This window comes from Bacillus sp. JJ1609 (assembly GCF_036967045.1).
Taxonomy (GTDB): domain Bacteria; phylum Bacillota; class Bacilli; order Bacillales; family Cytobacillaceae; genus Mesobacillus.
Genome location: NZ_JBALSS010000006.1, coordinates 264,629 through 284,857 on the forward strand (window position 1 = coordinate 264,629; position 20,229 = coordinate 284,857).

At 42.1% G+C, this 20,229-nt stretch carries 23 protein-coding genes; 17 read left to right on the top strand and 6 right to left on the bottom strand.

The window, feature by feature from the left end; genetic code table 11:
* Window positions 1-111: 111 nt before the first annotated feature.
* Window positions 112-1,332 carry an MFS transporter gene (locus V7654_RS05920; protein ID WP_335429256.1) on the bottom strand — a complete coding sequence of 407 codons (1,221 nt, stop codon included), beginning with the start codon at window positions 1,330-1,332 and terminating at the stop codon, window positions 112-114.
* Window positions 1,333-1,543: 211 nt separating this feature from the next.
* On the opposite strand from V7654_RS05920, the gene V7654_RS05925 reads away from it, so the two are divergent.
* The 7 genes from V7654_RS05925 to V7654_RS05955 all read left to right on the top strand — a co-directional run bounded on the left by V7654_RS05925 (window position 1,544) and on the right by V7654_RS05955 (window position 8,793).
* Window positions 1,544-3,277: an ABC transporter substrate-binding protein gene (locus V7654_RS05925; RefSeq protein ID WP_335429257.1), complete on the top strand. Its 1,734-nt coding sequence runs from the start codon at window positions 1,544-1,546 to the stop codon at window positions 3,275-3,277.
* Between the two features lie 20 nt (window positions 3,278-3,297).
* The gene (locus V7654_RS05930; protein WP_335429258.1) at window positions 3,298-3,834 is read left to right on the top strand and encodes an HXXEE domain-containing protein; all 537 of its coding nucleotides are present in this window, start codon (window positions 3,298-3,300) and stop codon (window positions 3,832-3,834) included.
* Between the two features lie 293 nt (window positions 3,835-4,127).
* On the top strand, window positions 4,128-5,876 hold the full coding sequence (locus V7654_RS05935; RefSeq protein ID WP_335429259.1) for an alkaline phosphatase D family protein: 1,749 nt from the start codon (window positions 4,128-4,130) through the stop codon (window positions 5,874-5,876).
* A gap of 32 nt (window positions 5,877-5,908) precedes the next feature.
* Window positions 5,909-6,100 carry a twin-arginine translocase TatA/TatE family subunit gene (locus tag V7654_RS05940; protein ID WP_335429260.1) on the top strand — a complete coding sequence of 64 codons (192 nt, stop codon included), beginning with the start codon at window positions 5,909-5,911 and terminating at the stop codon, window positions 6,098-6,100.
* A 61-nt stretch (window positions 6,101-6,161) separates the two neighbouring features.
* Window positions 6,162-6,893, top strand: a complete 732-nt coding sequence (gene tatC / locus V7654_RS05945) for a twin-arginine translocase subunit TatC (protein ID WP_335429261.1) — start codon at window positions 6,162-6,164, stop codon at window positions 6,891-6,893.
* Between the two features lie 136 nt (window positions 6,894-7,029).
* Window positions 7,030-7,767 carry a YwaF family protein gene (locus tag V7654_RS05950; RefSeq protein ID WP_335429262.1) on the top strand — a complete coding sequence of 246 codons (738 nt, stop codon included), beginning with the start codon at window positions 7,030-7,032 and terminating at the stop codon, window positions 7,765-7,767.
* Between the two features lie 138 nt (window positions 7,768-7,905).
* Window positions 7,906-8,793, top strand: coding sequence for an NAD(P)-dependent oxidoreductase (locus V7654_RS05955; protein ID WP_335429263.1), 888 nt, complete (start codon window positions 7,906-7,908; stop codon window positions 8,791-8,793).
* A gap of 152 nt (window positions 8,794-8,945) precedes the next feature.
* Here the strand turns inward: V7654_RS05955 and V7654_RS05960 are convergent, their stop codons facing one another.
* Complete coding sequence (locus V7654_RS05960) at window positions 8,946-9,341, bottom strand: hypothetical protein (RefSeq protein WP_335429264.1); 396 nt, start codon at window positions 9,339-9,341, stop codon at window positions 8,946-8,948.
* A 124-nt stretch (window positions 9,342-9,465) separates the two neighbouring features.
* Entirely contained in the window at window positions 9,466-10,320 is an 855-nt protein-coding gene (locus V7654_RS05965; protein WP_335429265.1) for a hypothetical protein, read from the bottom strand.
* Window positions 10,321-10,636: 316 nt separating this feature from the next.
* Between V7654_RS05965 and V7654_RS05970 the strand changes: the two genes are divergently transcribed.
* A complete protein-coding gene (locus V7654_RS05970) occupies window positions 10,637-10,909 on the top strand; it encodes a hypothetical protein (RefSeq protein WP_335429266.1) in 273 nt (90 codons plus the stop codon).
* A gap of 87 nt (window positions 10,910-10,996) precedes the next feature.
* On the opposite strand, the gene V7654_RS05975 is transcribed toward V7654_RS05970, so the two are convergent.
* The 3 genes from V7654_RS05975 to V7654_RS05985 all read right to left on the bottom strand — a co-directional run bounded on the left by V7654_RS05975 (window position 10,997) and on the right by V7654_RS05985 (window position 11,682).
* A complete protein-coding gene (locus tag V7654_RS05975; RefSeq protein WP_335429267.1) occupies window positions 10,997-11,140 on the bottom strand; it encodes a YvrJ family protein in 144 nt (47 codons plus the stop codon).
* A 70-nt stretch (window positions 11,141-11,210) separates the two neighbouring features.
* Window positions 11,211-11,429 carry a DUF2922 domain-containing protein gene (locus V7654_RS05980; protein ID WP_335429269.1) on the bottom strand — a complete coding sequence of 73 codons (219 nt, stop codon included), beginning with the start codon at window positions 11,427-11,429 and terminating at the stop codon, window positions 11,211-11,213.
* 37 nt (window positions 11,430-11,466) lie between these two features.
* A complete protein-coding gene (locus V7654_RS05985; RefSeq protein WP_335378129.1) occupies window positions 11,467-11,682 on the bottom strand; it encodes a DUF1659 domain-containing protein in 216 nt (71 codons plus the stop codon).
* A 159-nt stretch (window positions 11,683-11,841) separates the two neighbouring features.
* Between V7654_RS05985 and V7654_RS05990 the strand changes: the two genes are divergently transcribed.
* The 9 genes from V7654_RS05990 to V7654_RS06030 all read left to right on the top strand — a co-directional run bounded on the left by V7654_RS05990 (window position 11,842) and on the right by V7654_RS06030 (window position 20,217).
* A complete protein-coding gene (locus V7654_RS05990; protein WP_335429270.1) occupies window positions 11,842-12,462 on the top strand; it encodes a DUF3298 and DUF4163 domain-containing protein in 621 nt (206 codons plus the stop codon).
* A gap of 163 nt (window positions 12,463-12,625) precedes the next feature.
* On the top strand, window positions 12,626-12,820 hold the full coding sequence (locus tag V7654_RS05995; RefSeq protein WP_335429271.1) for a hypothetical protein: 195 nt from the start codon (window positions 12,626-12,628) through the stop codon (window positions 12,818-12,820).
* 115 nt (window positions 12,821-12,935) lie between these two features.
* Window positions 12,936-14,369: a PLP-dependent aminotransferase family protein gene (locus tag V7654_RS06000; protein ID WP_335429272.1), complete on the top strand. Its 1,434-nt coding sequence runs from the start codon at window positions 12,936-12,938 to the stop codon at window positions 14,367-14,369.
* Window positions 14,370-14,630: 261 nt separating this feature from the next.
* Window positions 14,631-15,071, top strand: coding sequence for a YfmQ family protein (locus V7654_RS06005; RefSeq protein WP_335429273.1), 441 nt, complete (start codon window positions 14,631-14,633; stop codon window positions 15,069-15,071).
* A gap of 731 nt (window positions 15,072-15,802) precedes the next feature.
* Window positions 15,803-16,348: a helicase gene (locus V7654_RS06010; RefSeq protein ID WP_335429274.1), complete on the top strand. Its 546-nt coding sequence runs from the start codon at window positions 15,803-15,805 to the stop codon at window positions 16,346-16,348.
* A gap of 151 nt (window positions 16,349-16,499) precedes the next feature.
* Window positions 16,500-16,967: a UPF0158 family protein gene (locus V7654_RS06015; protein ID WP_335429276.1), complete on the top strand. Its 468-nt coding sequence runs from the start codon at window positions 16,500-16,502 to the stop codon at window positions 16,965-16,967.
* A 522-nt stretch (window positions 16,968-17,489) separates the two neighbouring features.
* Window positions 17,490-18,641, top strand: a complete 1,152-nt coding sequence (locus tag V7654_RS06020; protein WP_335429277.1) for an ABC transporter ATP-binding protein — start codon at window positions 17,490-17,492, stop codon at window positions 18,639-18,641.
* Between the two features lies 1 nt (window position 18,642).
* Complete coding sequence (locus V7654_RS06025; protein ID WP_335429278.1) at window positions 18,643-19,281, top strand: ABC transporter permease; 639 nt, start codon at window positions 18,643-18,645, stop codon at window positions 19,279-19,281.
* 42 nt (window positions 19,282-19,323) lie between these two features.
* Window positions 19,324-20,217 (top strand): glycine betaine ABC transporter substrate-binding protein, encoded by an 894-nt coding sequence (locus tag V7654_RS06030; RefSeq protein WP_335429279.1) that lies wholly within the window; start codon window positions 19,324-19,326, stop codon window positions 20,215-20,217.
* The last annotated feature ends 12 nt before the right edge of the window (window positions 20,218-20,229 follow it).

Below are 20,229 nucleotides of genomic sequence, written 5' to 3' on the forward strand. Positions count from 1 at the left end.
TCATAACAACTCGTCGGCTATTTTATCCCTTCGAGCTGTTCTCGGACAGTGAACAACTTCCTCTAATCTGCTCAAAGTCGCATTCAACGACCTTTTGAGTCACCCTATGCTTCACTTTTCTGCCCACAATTTCGTCTGCCTGTATATAAGAAACACAACCACATTGAAAACCGCTGCACTGGCAAAGACGGAGTCTGTACCCCACCAGGTGACCATCCAGCCGGAGAAGAGCATAGCGGCGGGCATTCCGATCCGGAAGAAGGTTCCGGTCAGTCCGGCGATGCGGCCCATCAATTGGACTGGGGTTTGCTCATGCCGGAATGTGTAGGCGCAGACGAGGTACACTGTGACGGCAAATCCATTTAGAAACAGGAACACAGCAAACAGAATTGGCTCGGTCGTGAAACGTAAGCCAAGGTAGGCCATCGCGTTTAGTAAAATGGAAAACCCAAACAGTGGCCCAAGGTTGAATTTTTGCCTTAGTCTGCTAATCAACAGGCTTGCCAGCAGCCCGCCCATCCCTCCAAACGAAAGCATGATGGATAATTTGGAAGTTGGCAGATGTAAATCGGCGGTACCAAAAATGAGGACCGTGTTGCCAACGACAATTCCCGAACAGTTCACCATGATAATAAACAGCGTGATCATCCACAGTGCCCTGTTTCCCCTGAATGCAGTCCAGCCTTCTTTAAAATCGAGCCAGAAGGACTGCCGCTTTTGCTGTTGGACCGGTTCATCAAGAACCAGGTTATGGATCAGCAAGTAGGCTGCCAGATATAGGAAGACGGTAATCAGCAATCCTTCCGTCTTATTCGCGGCCATGAGAACAATCCCCAGGAATACCGGTCCCATGATGCCGACAAAGGTCTCAGCAAATGAGAACTTGGAGTTTGCCGCTGTTAGAAACGTCATCGGTACGCTGGCTTTAACTAGACTTACCTGGACATTGAAAAATCCGTAATTGAGTGTCATCAGGATGAACCCAAGAAAATAAAACAGTACATGCGTCTCAATCTCTGCCCCAAACATGAAGTATAAGACGGTTAAGCCCGCTGCCTGGAGCAGAATCATCGTAAGTGCCCATTTCTTTTTGTCTACCCGATCGACCACGACGCCTACAAAGATGCCGAAAAATAGGTTTGGGAGCAATTCAGCCGTCCGCATCGATGTCATGACGATCGGCGACCCTCCCGATAAATCATACATAATGAGCGGCAGCAGCAGCTCATATATTTTATTGCCGATGCTTAATAGCAGGCTGGCTGACAGCAAGAAGGTAAAATTGCGGTATTTCCAGATACTTGTTTTTGGATGCGCGTATTCCATTGCCATAAAATGAACTCCTTTTTCCTGAAAATTTTTCCTGCGAGTTCATCTTGAATTGAAAAGAACATAGTAAAAATCGTAAAGATCAGAAAAGTTTTTCGGGTTTTAGGTCATCAGAGGCAAAGATAAAAAAGCTGAAATATTTTTTTCATCTTTGCTCTTTTTTGCCACGAATATATTTGAGATGATGGAAAAAACATGAAATGGGAGTTGTTCCATGAATCCATCCCAATATTATAATTTTTTCCTCTTAAGGAAGGCCTTTCATCAATATGGTGAAGGCATTGAAATAAAAGTGATGATGAAGATGCTGGCAGAGCTGTTTTTTTGTACGGAACGGAATGCGAAGCTGATTATTTCCAAGCTCGAGGATTCTGGGCATTTGCATTTCCAGCCGGGCAGGGGGAGAGGGAATTCCTCCGTGCTGGTGTTCAACACATCCCTTGAGAGCTGTTTGCTCAGCCAGGTTCAGTTCTTATTGAACTCGAGTGAAACAGGGAAAGCATTTGAACTTGTAAAAGAGTTTGGGGAAGGGACCTGTGCCGAGGAATATATCCTGAATTGGACATCCGATTATTTTGGTTATAAACAGGCCAAAGAGGAGGGGAAAGAATTAGAAATCCTGCGGTTTCCTATTTATCGGCCGATTACAACTCTTGACCCAGCACAGGTGATTTTCGATCTTGATGCCCATTTGATCCTCCAGATTTATCAGCCGCTCGTTCAATATGATGCTCAAACTGGGACATTCACTGGCTGTCTCGCACGTGCCTGGGAAGCAAATCTGGAAAAAACCGAGTGGACGTTTTTTCTCCATAAAGGAGTCAAATTTCATAATGGGGCAGAACTGACAGCGGAAATCGCCGCAGACTCGGTGTCCCGTCTCTTTGATTCGCCGCACAGGTGGCTGGTTGCAGATCTAGTTGAAACCAAAGTGATTTCCAGATACACGATTCGGTTCAAGCTGAAAAAACCGAACCATCTTTTTCTCCACTTTGTGTCCAGTACACCGATGGTGATTGTCGAACAGGACCATTTTACCGGCACAGGCCCTTTCAAGCTTGAAAAATATCATCAGGACCATTGTCTACTGTCAGCATTCGAAGAGCATTTCCAGCCTCGTCCTTATTTTGACAGAGTGGAAATCATCAGAGTGAGCGAGGAAATAAAGGATTGGCAATTGCAGCAAAAATTGTCCCTTCAGACTGGAGAAACAGATGATGCTGTTGAGAAAAAGTGGGATGCACAGAGCAGCATCTTCTCTGGAACGAACGTCTTAACCGTAAATACGGCAAAAAAAGGGCCGCTGCAAAATCGCAGTTTGCGCAGGTATATTAGCAGCGTGATTGACCGGGATAAGCTAGTCAGGCTGGGCAGTCCGCGGTTAGCGCCTGCTTCAGGTTTTCAGCCAGACGATACGGATCGTTTGGAAATGGATATCCCTGCGCAATCTGATGATATTTTTTTAGATAAAAAACTAACACTTATGACGTATAAAAGACATGCCGACGATGCAAAGCTGCTTCAATCCATGCTGCAGGGACACGGAATTGAGCTGGTAGTAGAGATTGTCGATTGGAATGAAATCCTGAGGGACAGCATGGTTGCCAGAGCGGACCTGCTCCTGTTTGAAGCTACACCAAATGAAGGTGTGATTTCGATTTTCGATTTAATCTTGTTTGAGAAGGGCTTCATTTATCCATGCCTGTCCGCAAGCAGTAAACAAGAGCTGAGCGTCAAGATTGACCGCATCAAGTCCGAGACATCCGAGAAGATCAGGAGAGAACTTTTGAAAGAGTTGGAGATGTATTTGGCATCAGAAGGCTTGATCATTTTTCTCGCGCATAAGATGGTAGAGGCTACCTATGATAAAGAGCTCGAGGGGGTCACGTTCACATCAAAAATGTGGGTTGATTTTAAAAATCTCTGGTATAAGAGAATCGAACAGTAATAGATCAGGAGGAATGCAAGGTGGCGCAGCAGTTGGATATCCAAACGTTGATTTGGCTATTTCCGATCGTGTTTATTTTTCATGACTTTGAAGAAATTATAATGCTGGAAAGATGGGTTGCTAAAAATTCAAGCACCGTATCAAAGGTATTGCCGGCAAGAATGGCGGAAAGAGTATTGAAACAATTTTCATTGACGACTGCCCAAATGTCTGTAGCCGTATTGATCGTTTTTCTATTCGTCAGCAGTTCGACTTTCATGGCAAGCCAGTATCTGAAAGGTGGGCCAGCCGCTAGCATTCAATTCTTCACAGTTTTGATTCTAGTTTTCTTCATTCATGTTTTTACCCATATTGGCCAATCGATTCTATTCCGGTCCATTACACCAGGGGTCATTACATCCGTTTTACTCGTACTGCCATACAGTTTCGTCATGTTGAACACTTTATTAGAAAGAGAGATCATTAACTGGGATATCATCCTCACCTGTTTGCCTTATGTCTTATTGGCCATCCCTGTTGTAGTAATGGCACATTCGATTGGAAAAAGAGTGACGTGAACACGGGGACGGTTCTCATGTTTATGAACATGAGAACCGTCCCCGTGTTCCACTTTGTAATTTTTTCATAAAAGAATCTTTAAGAGTTTTTGGGAAGAAGGCACTGTTTATTGGTATGGCTTCTATCTAAAAAATAGGTTTGCAATATGATTATAGTAAATTGTCCTGTTAAAAATTCACTAGAGAGCGATGAGGCTCTCTTTTTTCATTTACATATATTTACACGGGCTTAAAACAGGAATTTTATAATCTAGTTGTTTGATAAATTCTTTCGAAGAGGGGAAGGTTTTACGATGACTGAGAGACCGTTTGATGAATTGATCAGCAGCTGGAGTGAGGAAAGTTTGAAAAAGAATCTTGATCGCCGCAGCTTTTTGCAGGGAGCTGGCAAGATTGCAGGGCTCTCTCTCGGATTTGCGATCGCTCAATCGCTGGCGGGAGGATTCGAAGTGAATGCTGCGCCTATGTTCAGCGACTACCCATTTAAGCTTGGTGTGGCTTCGGGTGATCCTTTGCACGATGGTGTCGTCCTTTGGACAAGACTGGCTCCGGATCCGCTTAACGGAGGGGGAATGCCTCAGCATACTGTACCAGTGAAATGGGAAATTGCAGCCGATGAAAACTTCCGCCGAATCATCAAGCGCGGGACTGAACTCGCAGCACCAGGATTGGCGCATTCTGTCCACGTTGAAGTAACCGGTCTGCAGCCGAATACGGTTTATTTTTACCGTTTTAAAAGCGGGGATGAATTCAGCCCGACTGGTAAAACCAAAACGCTTCCAGCACCTGGAGCCAATGTTGCAGGAATGACCTTTGCTTTTGCCTCATGCCAGCAGTATGAACACGGCTACTATACTGCCTATCAGCATTTGGCGAAGGAAAACCTTGATCTCGTCTTCCACCTTGGGGACTACATTTACGAATATGGTCCAAATGAATACATATCACCAACGGGAAATGTGCGGGCGCATAGCAGCTCGGAAATTATCACTCTTGAAGATTATCGCAATCGGTACGGACAATATCATTCTGATGAGCATTTAAAAGCGGCTCATGCTGCTTTTCCATGGGTAGTGACATGGGATGATCATGAAGTCGAAAACAATTATGCTAATGTTATCCCGGAAAAAGGACAGTCCGTTGAAGAATTTATCAAGCGCCGGGCAGCTGCCTATCAAGCCTATTATGAACATATGCCGCTGCGCATTTCCTCCATGCCGCATGGGGATGGAATGAAGATTTACAGAGATTTTTCCTATGGGAACCTCGCTGATTTTTATGTATTGGACACTCGCCAGTACAGGGATGACCAGGCCAATGGCGATGGATCAAAGCCTCATTCAGAGGAATCAATGGATCCGAATCGAACTGCACTAGGGGATGAACAGGAAAAATGGCTTCTGAATAAGCTCGGCAAATCGAAATCCCAATGGAATGTACTGGCACAGCAGATTTTCTTTGCGCAGCGCAAATTTGGAACAAGCACAGCGCCTAAATACAGCATGGATGCCTGGGATGGCTATCCGGCGGCCCGCGAACGGATTATTGATTTTGCAGCGAGCCGCAGCATCAACAATCTTGTCGTTCTGACGGGGGATGTGCATGCGAGCTGGGCGTCGAACCTGATGGAGGATTTCAATGACCTGAATTCGAGAATCCTGGGTGCGGAATTTGTTGGCACCTCAATCACATCTGGAGGCGATGGTTCTGATATTCGTGCTGATACGGCAGCTACGCTGGAACGAAATCCGAATATCAAGTTTTTTAACAACTACCGAGGCTATGTGCGCTGCCACGTGACTCCTGATAAGTGGCAGGCGGATTATCGCGTGATTCCATTTGTAACAGCTCCCGGTGCGGATATTTCAACAAGAGCGTCGTTCGTCCTGGAAAAAGATGAGCAGGGAATTAAGGAAGTTTCATCGACCATCATACCAAATGGTGTTCAGCTTTCGAGTGAAACTGAGGAAGACCGACATAAGGCACACGGACAAGCACACCAAAAGCAGCTCGAAAAAAAGAAGCAAAAGGTCACTAACTAATTCATTTAGGTGATGAAAAGGAGGTTTACATTATGCTTCAAAACATTGGAATCCCCGGGTTAATCCTTGTATTGGTGATTGCACTGATCATTTTTGGTCCATCAAAGCTTCCTGAAATCGGGCGGGCTTTCGGATCCACAATCAAAGAGTTTAAAAAATCGACTAGGGAACTTGTAGAGGAAGCGGAAGCAGAAATAGACAGCAAAAAGGATAAAGCGATTTAGATAAATTCTGAGGATGCAAGCCGTCATCTGCTTGCATCTTCTTTTTAAAGGAGAGGTTTGAATGAAAAGTCCAAATATGGACCTTGTCGGCCATCTATCCGAGCTGCGGACGAGGCTGATTATCATCATGATTACTTTTATGCTCCTATTTATCCTATCTTTTATTTACGTGGAAGATATTTATGCCTGGCTGGTCAGGGACCTTCCAGTAAAGCTGGCGATACTGGGGCCAAGTGATATCTTATGGGTCTATTTTATGCTGGCGGGAGTGATTGCTGTAGCAGGGGTCATTCCCATCGCGGCCCATCAAATCTGGTGCTTTGTAAAACCGGCCTTAAAAGCGGATGAACGCAAAGTGACACTTGCCTATATTCCGGCATTATTTGTCTTGTTTATCCTTGGACTTTCGTTTGGCTATTTTGTCATTTTCCCGATTGTATTCAAGTTTTTGCTGACCTTATCAGAAGATATGATGATGACCTTTTTCACGACTGAGAAGTATTTCAGTTTTCTTTTACATATGACCATGCCTTTTGGATTCCTGTTCGAACTCCCTGTCGTCATCATGTTCCTCACAAGTCTTGGAGTGTTGAACCCATATCGATTGCAGCGAATCAGGAAATACGCTTACTTTATCTTGGTCGTTACAGCCGTACTGATCACGCCGCCGGATTTTCTCTCCGACATCCTGGTCATCCTACCGCTTTTGCTTTTATATGAGATTAGTGTGCTTCTTTCTAGGACTGTTTACCGAAAAAAATTAAGAATCAGCCAGACTGCGGAAAAAACGTGAACACGGGGACGGTTCTCATGTTTCATGAACATGAGAACCGTCCCCATGTTTCTTTTTTATGAGCCAGGCTCAGTTTGCGGACTAACTGAATACAATTATAGATAACAGCATTTTTACAGAGAGGGGTGATGACATCATGTTTTCTGTTACGGGAATGCAGGGTTTTGAATTGTTTTCTGCGGGTCATTTGATTACGTTAGGTCTTTTCTTTGCGGTCTGTCTAGGATTGGTGCTTTTTAGAAAAAGGCTTAAGCCTCATCAGAAGGTGTTGAAGTGGACGATTTTTTGGACTTTGCCTGCATGTGAGGTCTCGGCGCATTTATGGCTCATTCTGACGGGCCAATGGGAAGTCGGTGATCTTCCTTTGCACATGTGTTCGATGAGTTCCTTCTTAGCGATGTACTTATTCTTAAAGAAGAATGTGAAAGCGTTTTATGTACTGTATTTTATTGGCACTTTGCCAGCGATTCTGGCAATGGTTACGCCAGAAATGACCTACGTGTTTCCTCATTTCCACTTTATCGAATACTTCCTTCACCATTCAGCCATTCCAATTGCCGCCTTGTATTTTATCCTTTTTGAAGGATATCGCGTTCCTCGCAAAGCCATCCTATTCTCTTATCTCGTCGTCAATATCATAGCCGTTCCTATTTTCATCCTGAATATCCTGCTCGATACGAATTTCTTCTATTTAGCGAGTCCAACAGAATCAAAGACGATTCTGAGCTTTTTTGGCAGTGGGATTATGTATTACATCAACCTGGAAATCGCCGCGCTGTTTGTATTCTGCATTACTTATGTGCCGATGTGGCAGCTGTTGAAAAGGGAGCATAAGAAGCTATTATTGAATTCATATGAGCAGAAAAATTTTTAAATCAGAAGAACCTGATCCTAAGCTGGGTCAGGTTCTTTTGGCATGGCGTTAACATTTGACGAGACTCCAAATGCACAAAATGGTACATAATGTATTAAAATCAAAGGAACAAAATGAGTGATGGAGGTAAGTGCAGAAATGGAGAAAACAATTGGTTTTGTTGGTCTTGGCAATATGGGGGCACCTATGGTCATGAGCCTGTTGAAGGCGGGGTATCATGTGATGGTGTATAATCGTACTCCGGAAAAAGCGGAGGATGTTATCGCTGCCGGGGCGGAGCGGGTTGAGCATCTGGCCGATGTGGCCGTTCCTGGCGGCATTGTTATTACGATGGTGTCTAACGATCAAGCGTTGGAAGAGGTGACAATGGGTGATGATGGTTTCGGGCACAAGCTTGGTGAGGGAGGTCTCCATTTATCAATGAGTACAGTTTCTCCGGAGACTTCACGCAAGCTTGCTGAATTTCATAATAAGCAAAAAAGCCATTATGTAGCATCTCCTGTTTTTGGCCGCCCGGATGCAGCCGCGGCACAGAAATTATTTATCTTATCATCCGGCCCGAGTGAGGCAAAAGAAAGGGTAAAGCCGGTTCAGGAGACTATGGGCCAGAGGGTGTTTGATCTTGGTGAGGAGCCAGGAAATGCGAATGTGATTAAGCTTGGCGGCAACTTCATGATTATGGCGGCCATGGAAGCGATGGCTGAATCGTTTAATCTGGCAGAGAAGAATGGAATCGACCGGCAAGTGGCGGCAGAGGTGTATGCGTCGACATTATTTAATTGCACAGTCTACAATGGATACGGTTCAATGATCGCCAACCGGAAATTTGAACCCGCAGGCTTTCAGCTGGAGCTTGGCTTGAAGGATTGCAATTTGGTGCTCGAGGAAGCCAACGCCAAACAGGCACCCATGCCATTTGCCAGCCTCTTGCACGATTCCTTGCTCGCATCAGTAGCTAAAGGAAGAGGAAAGCAAGATTGGTCAGCACTTACCAGAATAGCATCCGAGAACGCTGGATTGGAGTAACATGGGGGAGTAACATGGGGACGGTTCTCGTGTTCCTATTTTTACATTTTTTAGAACATAGGGACGGTTCTCATGTTCCTATTTTAAAATTCTTCCATTTTAGGTTAAGATGACAGGGTCCACCTCACTGGTTGTGAGGTGGATTTTCTGTATCAAGCTGCATATTGACTGATCCTCTTTTTCAAATCCTCGAATTTTAAAAGGTATAAGTAGATTTCTTTGGCAAAAACTCCGTCATCTCCTTCGGAAACATAGTAATCCCAATATTCTTCAAAAACTTCATCAATCGTTTCCAGCATTTCCGCCTTTTTTAGCACAAGTTTTGCGCTGATATAGGGGGCCAAATCCGATTCCCAGTGTTCCAGCCAGTCCAAGTAATTGCTGCGCATTAATTCATAGTCATCAATAAATGGGTGCGAAAAATCATCGGGTGGCTGATCAGTATTTTCGATGAATTCGCCATAGCAGTCGTCGTTACAAAAATAGTCTCCCCGCTGGTTCACCCGATAATGATCTTTAACCTCAGAGTTGCAGAATTTACAGTGCATCTTTCAATCCCCTTTCAGAATAACTGGTGTCATTACTCCTCTATACATAGGGTTGTTGAATTCTGTTACGGGTTAAGCTTGTAACGAGTTTTAAAAAGGGTATTAACCAGCCTTAGTGCAGACTTTACTGCACCAAATCCTCAGAAAATCCCATTTCAAAAAGCTCTGCAAAATATAGCTCATGGAACTTCTTGTTGAGGATCCCGGTGTAGTAAGCAAATGGATTTTTAACTGTAACCTTGGATTTTAGCTTGCGGACGAGCTGCTTAAAGGAATTCAGGGATACAGTGAGCAATCTGTCTTTATCGTTCTCCCAGTTGTTGCGATAGGCGGAAATCATGCTCATTCTCCAAAACTCTTCGATTGTTTTAGCTTTTGGGAAGAAATACTTTGCTAATTCCACAAATGGTGCTGGAACTCGATCGCTTACAAACAAATGGTCTTCAGCAACTTCATGCATGTCAGCAGTCTGGTTTGATTTTACCGAATCTTTAACTGGTTCATTTTCCGCAAGCGTTGTTTCACGTTTATTATTCTTTTTAATGTTAGTTTTAGAAGGAATGATAGTTTTATTATGGTGGCTCAATTTTTCCTCGGTTAGTAGTTCATTCGTAGGAAAGCGGTTGAATACATAAAGATTGCTGGATTGCGAGCCGTTCTTACGCTCGGTTTCATAGACTGTGAAAATACCAATTTTGCTTGCTTTGATGATCATTCTTTTAAAAGTAGAACGGGAGATCATCCCCATTTCTCCATATTCCTCGTAAATCGCCTTCAGCACGGTTCCGATTTTTGCATTGGCTACACCAGGAACCTTAGCTGCAAAACGAGCAAGCCTCTTCAGTCCAATTAACTCGCCTTTTGTGAAGTACTGTTTTTTATCCGCCATCCACATTTCAAAATGGTTATTGAAATCTCCAAGTGACTGGAACTGTGTATACTCTTCAAAACTCTCAATATTAGCTGATTTTATTTGCATGTAAATGCACCACCCTTTCACCTTCTATATACAAGCGGGTGGTTCAAACGGACATGGTGGGTGGGGGAGGGTTGTGACAGATTTGTGAAGTTTTATTGGACAGGAATTGTTGTGTTATTTAACTTAAGCAAACTGCCCCGTTCGGATTATATAACTACCAGAGATGAAAATGTCTTTATCAATATAACCTCTCCAATGGGTAAATGAGTCAGCTGCTGGATAAATCTCAAAACCTCTAACAGTATGTGTAAATACAGTATCCAAGAAGTGTAAAATTATGGTAGATTAAGAGTATCAATTATAAAGGAGAATGTGCATGAGCGTAATCATCACTATAATTGGACTCCTCCTTCTTGCGCTGTTGGTCTTCATCCTTAACAAAAAAAGAGAGGTGGATGAAGAGGGTTTGCCCCTTAAACTGGTCGGATACTATACTCTTGGACTTTTTAATCTCACTCTCAACGGGATCGTGATTCCATTGGGTTTTATTATTTCCCTTTTCATGAAGCCAGCTACAAACAGGGAAGTAAAAAGAATAGCTGCTGTAACAGGACTTATCGTTATGCTTATAGTCCAATTTATTAATTAAACAAAACGCGGGGACGGTTCCTTTTTAATCAAACGTTTGATTAAAAAAGCCATTTCTCTTTTATCAGAGAAATGGCTGTATTTTTGGCTATGCTTTTTCCTGCATTCTGGCGGGCAGGTTCTGAATGGATTGGACGACTGTATCGAGCTTGGCTTCGATTCGATGAAGCAGATACAGGGTCACGACAATCGGGAATCCTACATCGCTGATGAATGGAATCAGCTGTTCCATTTGCGTTTCCTCCTTTTGGGTTTATTTTACGAAAAAAGCCGGTCCCTGAAAGAAGACCGGCTGTCGTTCATTACACAAGTTCGTATTCTGCTACGTTCCGTTCGATGACGCGGGCACTGCCAACGGCAACTAGGGTTCCGTTTGGAGTCTGGAATGCATTGGAAGCGATGATTTGCTCCATTGCAAGCTTGACTGCTGCTGGATCAATCGGCTCCTTCGGGTTATCAACCGTCAGCTTCGTGTTTTTACCAAGGTCCGTGACGAACTGCAATTCTAGTGTTTTAGCCATGTTTTTTCACCTCCTATTCTAGTATTTAGTCGTAGATTTAGATGATTTCGAAGCTGTCGTTACGCTCAACTGAGTTAAGCAAGTTCGCGCTAAGTCCACCTAGCGCCTTTGCAGCCTGGTCCACCTGGTCTGCAGTAGCTTCCTTTCTCACATTGGAGTAAGTCTTGCCTTTGTAGATCGGTTCGCCCTTCTCATTCATTCCAGTTTCGAATGAAAGCCTGATTGATGAATCCTTCAACATTGCTAATGCCATCTTGTCTCACCTCCTTTCACCTTCTATATACAAAGTTAGAGGGGAAAAGGACAGGGTAGTTTGAGAAAAACATGGGGACGGTTCTCGCGTTCCAAAGTGGAACATGAGAACCGTCCCCATGTTCCAGGCATAAGGTAGTGAAAAAGAGGGTGTAGGTCTATGGCATGTACACTGCCTGTGGGCATTCATACGCTTCGAATCGGGAATGGCCCTGAGCGGGAGGTTTGTTATCCGCATGTTTACCAGGTGCCGAATCGCCAATTTGAGCGGTTTATGAATCGAAGCATTGTGAAGGAAACGCAGAATTTGATTAATACGCAAGCGGGGGATTCTCCATCGACGGTTGAGTGGATGAACGGTTTCTATGAAATTAAAAACAACCAGCGCGAGGTGCTGAGCCTGTCGCTGGCGAATAGCACGTATCATTATCATGCTGCCCATCCGATGACGTACATTAAGTCGCTGACGTTTGATTTAAAGGATGGGAAAAAGTGCAGCCTGAAGGACTTTTTCAAACCGGGAAGCGACTATATCGGCCGAATTTCTGAGCAGATAAAAGTTCAAATCAAAGAGCGCGATATCTTCCTGATCAGTGATTTTACAGCGATTAAGCCAGACCAGGATTTCTATGTCGCCGACAAATCACTCATCATCTATTTCCAGCTCTATGACATCACCCCTTACGCATTCGGATTCCCAATGTTCCCAATCTCCGTATATGCACTTCAGGACATAATCATAGAAGACGGCCCCCTCGGAAGGATGGCCATCAATAATTAAAAACACGGGGACGGTTCTCGTGTTCCAAAGTTGAACATGAGAACCGTCCCCATGTTCAACCTCTATAATTGGATGGTTAATTTTCAGATGCAGTGGATGGTCTGTGTTTCTGATATAATCGTTATAATGATAAAAAAATATGTTTTTTTGCAAGAGGTGCATTATGAAGCTGGGGATCTTTTTAGTTATTCTTATTGTCGTGGCCTCCTTTATTTTTACTTTGTTGTTAGCAGGTAAGGGTGATGATGGGTATAGAAGTGCGACTGTGAAAAACACGACTAATCTTTCTGTTATTTATATTGTTGTGATTGTATTATCTTTTATTGCTGTCGGCGTTTACATTAAATGGTTTGCTTAGGTTAAAATAACAAATACCTACCGTCAATTTGGCGATAGGTTATTTTTTTACAGACATGGAGTCTTCATAGTTTATAAAGATTGACTTTGAGTATCAATTTTTAAAGGGGATCATCATGGATTGGAAACCGAATCGAGAAGCTAAAAAGGCCGTATATAAGCAGCTTGCTGAGTATATTGAAAATGGGATATCAGACGGAACGTTTCCGCTTGATAAACCTTTACCATCTGAAAGGAAATTGGCTAACGAACTTGGTTTAAATAGAAGTACTGTGGTTGCTGCATATGATGAGCTTGAATCAAATGGATTAATTGAAAGGAAAAGAGGAAGTGGAACATTAATAAGCAAGGACATATGGGGAATAACCAAGAGAAGAGTTCCCAGTTGGAATCGTTATATTGAAGCGGGCTCCTTCCTGCCTAATTTGCCAGTCACCCAAAGGATACGAAAGGAAACGGAGGACCATCAACTCATAAACCTGGCTAGCGGGGAATTGTCTGAGGATTTATTTCCTTTGAAGTCCTTTAGTCAAATAACATCTACGAGGACATTCATTGGAAGCCTGGGCTATGATCATCCTCAGGGAAATCAAATTTTAAGAACAACGATTGCTGATCATGTACAAAGGTATAGGGGTATCACAACAGAGCCTTCCTCTATTCTGATTACCTCTGGTGCCCAGCAAGCACTTCATTTGGTGGTTCAATGTCTTTTAAAACCGGGGGATGCCATTGCTTTAGAAGAACCTTCCTATCATTACGGGCTGCCGGTCTTTCAATCAGCTGGTTTAAGACCTTTTTTCCTGCCTGTCGACAAGGACGGGATGAACCCGGACGATTTATTCGCTTTGCACAAAAAGCATCGCATTCGGATGATTTTTCTAAACCCTGCTTACCAAAATCCCACTGGAGCATTTCTTGATAGGAACCGTCGTAAAAAAATACTGGAACTATCGTCTGAGCATGGTATACCCATTGTGGAAGACGATCCCTATAGTCTAACCTCCTTTACGGGGGAAGACGCTTCTCCTTTAAAGTCGATGGATGTGGATGGAAACATCCTCTATATAAGCTCTCTGTCTAAAATCGTAGCATCAGGATTACGGATTGGCTGGATTATCGGGCCAAAGCCGGTCATAGAAAGGTTAGCAGATGCCAAGCAGCAAGTTGATTTCGGACATGCTAGCTTTACGCAATGGATTGCAAATGATTTTTTGGACTCGGTTTATTTCGAGGACCATCTAAACAAATTGATTAAGGAGCTAAAATTGAGAAGAGACCAGATTGTTGCCAGCCTCAGTTCAACATTGAAAGACCAGGTGGAGTTTGACGTTCCACATGGCGGAATCCATCTATGGTGTAAGCTGAAGAAGGATTTTAACGAATCGCAATTGCTGGAAGAATCCATTAAAAGAGGCGTTATTTATGCACCAGGCTCAACATTGGGTTCTAAAAAAGGGTTCGTACGATTTACTTTTGCCCGGGAAAATGTGAAAAATATAGATGAAGGAATCAAGAGATTTTCAGAAGCATTTTTCTCTCTGGAATGAAGGAAGCATGGGGACGTATCTTATGCTTCCATTTTTTATTGATGCTTCACCGGACCCTATAATACTATGAGGCTGAGCCTCACTGTAAAAAAGCAAAGGGTACGTCCCAGTGCTCCACTCAAGCAAAATAATGAAATCTTTGTGAACAAGAACAATGGATGACTAAAATAATATATGATTGGATGGTTGATATTTCGTCCAAATAGATTATAATTTCAAAAGTAAATAATATAGACTCAAAACCTAACGGAGATGATGAAAATGACCTGGGCTGTTATACTTCCGATAATTCTCTTCAGTCTTTTTAAAATAGCAATTACTTCTCTTCCCACCGGGGCAATCGAATGGATTTTCAGTAAATTTGGAGTGCATTCAAAGCTAAATGAAGAGGATGTTACCGTAACCATCAATGGAATCACAGTGGAAGGTGAAGACAAAGCCGAAATAATAAAAGCTTTTAACGATGCTACGTTTTTAGAAAAGCAATATATTTGGCCAGGAACTGAGCAATCATATTTAAACCCGGAGGACAGCGGAACACCGTTAATCATTCATACTAAAAGAGGGAAAATGGATGTGAAGATCCTCTTGTTCAGATATCCTGATCACGTGGATGTCGTAAAACAATACAAGAAAAAAGTAGTGGCTTACAGCCTGCTTGCAAACGATCTGCAAAAACAATCTATTTCGGCAGCGCTATAAGTTTTAGCAAGGCGGTAGCTCAAAACTTAAACTGTAAAATTGACTTAAAAACAAACCGACCGTTTCCTTTTGGAGTACCCTCAAAGGAAAAAACATATATAAACAACAATAAAGCAGTGCATTTCACATCCGAAAATGCACTGCTTTTTGCATTATTAAGACAGAGTGTATGGTAAAAATAGTAAGTTGTGGTAAAGCGATTTTATGTAAAGGGAGAGGATTTTTATGGACTTATTTTTTATTTTGAATATGTTCAGAAATATAATATCTACATTTTTTCAAGAGGGTATATGGGTTATTGGCTTTTTCTACTTATTACATAAGACATTTGAAAGTGAAAGACTCAAACACTTTTCTAAAATGTGATCATAGTTATTTTGGCGTTGTTATTGCTTCATTCAGTACTAGTCAGTTATTAACTTACAGTGCTTATTACGTGGAATTGAGGTTAGAGCGGAATGGGGTAAGGAACCAAAAGAACCACTTGTTGTACCTAACCAAGTTCACGCAAGGAGTTATCATGATGACCCTAAGGGTGGGAGAAGCTTTATCCATAACTTGCTTCAACTGGCATATTGCGTTGATCCAGGAAGGATTAACGCTTCTTTTTGTTGAACATACTTATGTTACGAGGCTGGTTAGCTGAACAATGAAATACGAGAATTCTAGAATGAATGTTTTCATACTGTCCATTAGATCGGTTTACAACAATTTGTTAGGAGTGACTACGAATGGATAGCGGAAATGAGCAAGCATACCCTAATTGCCCAATTGTTACGAGAACAGTAGAGGTGGGCGGACTAACGAAATGGGAGCTAATCGAGAAATTGGAACAATCCTCTATCTTAATGAATGAGTATGGAGAGAGGCTATTAGCTGATGGGAAATTTACTACTTCTGATACAAAGTACATCCTGCAGACCGTTGAAATAACCGTTGGAGACCTTGGCTTTCCTGATGGAGCTGCTACTCCTCAGATCTATAAAAGAGCGAGCGAACTTGGTTTGGAATTGTGTCCGCTCGAGTTGGGTCCTCACCTAAGACTGGAGTACCTGGATCAGCCTGAAGGTTTTTCAGGGAATCCTTCACAGCGGCAACAAGCTCCATCCGGATCCATCACAATAGCATCGGAGATACTGACTGAAGATGATGATTTTCCGAAAGGCTTTTATCTGAGACGAATTAACGGCGTGTTGTGGCTGCGCGGTTACCTTGCTGATCATCTTCACGTTTGGAATTCTGATGATCATTTTATTTTTTGTCAAAAAAGACCTTGAAGCATAGGGACATATCTAATGCTTCCATTTTTTATATAAGCTTTCAACAGATTCTATAATACTATGGCGCTGAACAGCACTGTAAAAAAGCAAAGGGTACGTCCTGGGTACGTCCCTCTGCTTCAAAAAAATGGCCAGGGGGTAATAATGTGTGAGCTTTCCAATTAAGATTCAATCGATAATTGAAGAATTAGAAATGCAGTTTGATGAGTCTCAAACATTTTTAAATAAGAATACTGGTGAAATTGTATTTGTGAAATTGGAAGACTTAAGAGCTGCTGAAGACGAAGAACCTTTTGATCATTTACCTGATTGGGAACAGGAAGAAAGAAAGATAGCCATTGCCGTTGTTGAAAACTTTGAGGATTATCTGGGGCTTCCTACGAAATATGATGTTAATGAGTATGAAATTATGGAAGATTATTGCCTGTCTGTTAGTGATCAAGTTATCAGAAATAAGTTGTTAGGGGCAATCAAGGGTAAGGGTGCATTCAGAAGATTTAAGGAAAAAATCATAGACTTTGGAATCGAAGAAAATTGGTATTCATTCCGTGATAATCGATTCAAAGAGATTGCGATAAACTGGTGTAAAGACAATAACATTGATTTTATTGAATGATTATGAACAAAAAATTATTATACGGTGATTAATGGTTAATTTAATAATTGCAGCAATGGTTATGCCGACTGCTAAACAGGTAAAGGTTCATTATCCAATAGTTCTAGTTCATTTGTGGTTTTAAAAGGAGAATGTACTTTGATTGAAGTCGGAGCAGTATAAACTGGTTTGATGTGGTTTTTCAACTTTTTAATCTTGGCCTATTATATTAGTAGGGTATTTTATTTTTAAAATTTATAAAATTTGGTATTCATTTTGTAACAAACGATTCAAAGAGATTGCGATAGACTTACCACAATTACATTATAACGAAATAATGCGGTGAATTAATGAAGTAAATAAACAAAAATAAAGGCTGTCGAGAGTTTCTCGACAGCCTTTAATTTTTGTAAATCATCCAAAAACAATACTACTATAGCCTTTAATTATACATAACTTGGGAGATTAAAGTTCGCTGAAGTGGGTATAAGTTGCTAAGTAACTTAGTTGAATTAAGACCAAAACAGAAGATAGGGGAAGCTTATGATCAGGCTTAATAATATTTCAAAAAAATATAATGATGGCTTTCAGGCATTAAAGAATATAAATCTGGAGCTGGAAGCTGGCAAAATTCATGCGATTATTGGGCCCAGCGGCTGCGGGAAGTCAACGACAATGAAATTAATCAATCGTCTGATTACTCCTACAGAGGGAGAAGTAGTCATTAATGACGTGGATGTTACTGCCATTAATCCTGTTCAGCTTCGGAGGAAAATTGGATATGTCATTCAAAATATCGGTTTATTTCCACATATGTCCATTGCCGATAATGTCGCTGTGGTCCCAAGGCTATTGAAATGGGACGAATCAAAAACTCAGGCAAAAGTGGATGAACTGCTGTCCAAGGTCCAACTAGCTCCTGAAACATTCAGAAATCGAAAACCTGGAGAACTTAGCGGAGGGCAGCAGCAACGTGTTGGTGTCATAAGGGCTCTGGCTGCAGAGCCTGAGATCATATTGATGGATGAGCCTTTCAGTGCCCTCGATCCCATCAGCAGAGAGCAACTCCAAAATGAACTCGTTAATATTCAGGAAGAATTAAAGAAGACAATCGTATTTGTTACCCATGATATGGATGAAGCAATTAAGATTGCGGATAATATTGTTCTTATGAAAGACGGGGAAGTTGTTCAGGTAGGGACACCTGATTCTATTTTAAGGCACCCTGCGAATGATTTCGTCAAAGAATTTATTGGGAAGGACCGCTTAAAAGAAGACCGGGAAATCCCTACAGTAAATGAAGTAATGAATGAAAATCCGGCTACGGCATTTCCTGAGCGCGGCCTTGCTGCTGCTCTAAAACTGATGGAACAGCGTAAGGTTGATTCTCTGATCGTAGTCGACCATCAAAGGAGATTATTGGGATATGCTCCCATCTTGAATGTCCTTGGCCAATACCGGGATGAGACAAAAACATTAGGAGATGTGATGCAGCCATTTGGCTATACGGTCCTGCCTGATTCTCCATTTACAGTGGCTCTAGAATATATGAGCAAGCATAATCTTCCGTATGTCCCGGTTGTGAATGAAGACCAGAAATTTATGGGGATTATCACAAGGGGAAGCATGGTCCGCCTGATGGCAGAAGTGTTCCCAGTTGAAGAAATGTTTCCTGTAGAGGAGGAGGTCGTTTGATATGAAAACTCTGCAAGAATATTTTCTTTTTCTTCAGCAGCGATTTCCAGATATTCTGACTCGGGCCGGGGAGCATTTAACAATTGTTGGGCTAGCTGTGGTGTTCGGATGCCTTGTAGCCATAACCCTGGGAATTTGGTTAACAAGGCTTAAGGAAGGGCCGGTTTCATCGTTTGTATTTGGCATCATAAATATTTTTCAAACAATTCCTACAATTGCTTTGCTTGCGATGCTCCTGCCCATATTAGGGGTTGGATTAAAGCCAGCCGTTTTTGCTTTGTTCCTATATTCCCTTTTGCCTCTGCTCCGGAATACGTACTCAGGGATTAAAGAGGTTGACCCCAGTATTATCGAATCTGCACGGGGAGTGGGCTATAGCTCTATGCAGAGATTATGGAAAATTGAAATGCCACTTGCCTTTCCATATATCCTATCCGGCATCCGCCTGACGACTGTATATATTATCAGCTGGACTACGCTTGCTGCCCTGATCGGCGCAGGCGGCCTGGGGGATTTGATTATAGCTGGCATGGCGAATAATGATAATTTCCTTATTTTTACCGGTACTATAACAGCCATTGTATTAGCACTTGCGGTTGATTTCTTATTGGGCATTTTTACAAGAAAAAGAACTGCGTAAAGCTTTAAGGAATATAACAAGAAAAAGTACAGGGAGATCATCATGCGGAAACTTACTGGAATTTTGCTCAGTTTCATGATTGCCTCGCTCTTTGTGTTATCCTCCTGCAGTTCTGGAGAGACGATAAAAATTGGTGCAGCGACGTACACAGAGACGAAAATTATGGCAGCAGTTTATAAAGAACTTATAGAAGATCAAACAGATTTGAAGGTAGATATTATACCGGATTTATTATCAAACTCCATGATTTTAAAAGCGATGGGCCGGGATGATATTGATATGGCCTTGATGTATTCAGGGGTTATTTTTAATAATTTTTTCCCGGTCAAACAAACAACTGACAGGGAAGAAGTTCTAAAGCAGGCTAAAGAGGGTTTTGATAAACACTACGATTTGGCCTGGCTGGATCCACTAGGCTGGGAAAATACGTATGCGATGACAGTCAGGGAAGATGTTGCCCAGGAAAAAGGCCTGGAGAATATATCTGACTTAAAAGCGGATCAAAAGGACATGAACTTTGGGGTTGATTCTTCATGGATGGAGCGAAAGCAAGACGGTTATCCGGCTTTCATTAAACATTATGATTTTGATTTCAAAAAAGCTTATTCCATGGACGTTAATCTCGTCTATGAAGCAGTAGCCAATAAGAGAATGGATGTCGTTCTCGCGTATTCTACGGATCCACGTTTAATTCAATACAAATTAAAAATCTTAAAAGATGATAAACGATTTTTTCCACCTTATGACGCCTCGATGGTTGTAAGGAATGAAATTTTGAAAAAGCATCCCGAATTAAAAGGGATTATGGAAGAGCTGGTCGGGAAAATTGACGAGAAAACAATCACCGAGCTTAATTATCAAGTTGATATTAAAAACCGCAGTGAACGGGATGTAGCAAGGGAATTCTTGAAAGAGAGAGGGCTCCTTAAAAATTGATAGGAGTGTAGA

Coding starts and splice junctions, on each gene's coding strand:
- V7654_RS06020 (WP_335429277.1), top strand. CDS start 17,490: ATGATCAGGCTTAATAATATTTCAAAAAAATATAATGATGGCTTTCAG.
- V7654_RS05980 (WP_335429269.1), bottom strand. CDS start 11,429: ATGGCTAAAACACTAGAATTGCAGTTCGTCACGGACCTTGGTAAAAAC.
- V7654_RS06030 (WP_335429279.1), top strand. CDS start 19,324: ATGCGGAAACTTACTGGAATTTTGCTCAGTTTCATGATTGCCTCGCTC.
- V7654_RS06005 (WP_335429273.1), top strand. CDS start 14,631: ATGACCTGGGCTGTTATACTTCCGATAATTCTCTTCAGTCTTTTTAAA.
- V7654_RS06000 (WP_335429272.1), top strand. CDS start 12,936: ATGGATTGGAAACCGAATCGAGAAGCTAAAAAGGCCGTATATAAGCAG.
- V7654_RS05965 (WP_335429265.1), bottom strand. CDS start 10,320: ATGCAAATAAAATCAGCTAATATTGAGAGTTTTGAAGAGTATACACAG.
- V7654_RS05955 (WP_335429263.1), top strand. CDS start 7,906: ATGGAGAAAACAATTGGTTTTGTTGGTCTTGGCAATATGGGGGCACCT.
- V7654_RS06025 (WP_335429278.1), top strand. CDS start 18,643: ATGAAAACTCTGCAAGAATATTTTCTTTTTCTTCAGCAGCGATTTCCA.
- V7654_RS05960 (WP_335429264.1), bottom strand. CDS start 9,341: ATGCACTGTAAATTCTGCAACTCTGAGGTTAAAGATCATTATCGGGTG.
- V7654_RS05995 (WP_335429271.1), top strand. CDS start 12,626: ATGAAGCTGGGGATCTTTTTAGTTATTCTTATTGTCGTGGCCTCCTTT.
- V7654_RS05935 (WP_335429259.1), top strand. CDS start 4,128: ATGACTGAGAGACCGTTTGATGAATTGATCAGCAGCTGGAGTGAGGAA.
- V7654_RS05920 (WP_335429256.1), bottom strand. CDS start 1,332: ATGGCAATGGAATACGCGCATCCAAAAACAAGTATCTGGAAATACCGC.
- tatC (WP_335429261.1), top strand. CDS start 6,162: ATGAAAAGTCCAAATATGGACCTTGTCGGCCATCTATCCGAGCTGCGG.
- V7654_RS05975 (WP_335429267.1), bottom strand. CDS start 11,140: ATGGAACAGCTGATTCCATTCATCAGCGATGTAGGATTCCCGATTGTC.
- V7654_RS05990 (WP_335429270.1), top strand. CDS start 11,842: ATGGCATGTACACTGCCTGTGGGCATTCATACGCTTCGAATCGGGAAT.
- V7654_RS05950 (WP_335429262.1), top strand. CDS start 7,030: ATGTTTTCTGTTACGGGAATGCAGGGTTTTGAATTGTTTTCTGCGGGT.
- V7654_RS05985 (WP_335378129.1), bottom strand. CDS start 11,682: ATGGCATTAGCAATGTTGAAGGATTCATCAATCAGGCTTTCATTCGAA.
- V7654_RS05940 (WP_335429260.1), top strand. CDS start 5,909: ATGCTTCAAAACATTGGAATCCCCGGGTTAATCCTTGTATTGGTGATT.
- V7654_RS05925 (WP_335429257.1), top strand. CDS start 1,544: ATGAATCCATCCCAATATTATAATTTTTTCCTCTTAAGGAAGGCCTTT.
- V7654_RS06010 (WP_335429274.1), top strand. CDS start 15,803: ATGGATAGCGGAAATGAGCAAGCATACCCTAATTGCCCAATTGTTACG.
- V7654_RS05970 (WP_335429266.1), top strand. CDS start 10,637: ATGAGCGTAATCATCACTATAATTGGACTCCTCCTTCTTGCGCTGTTG.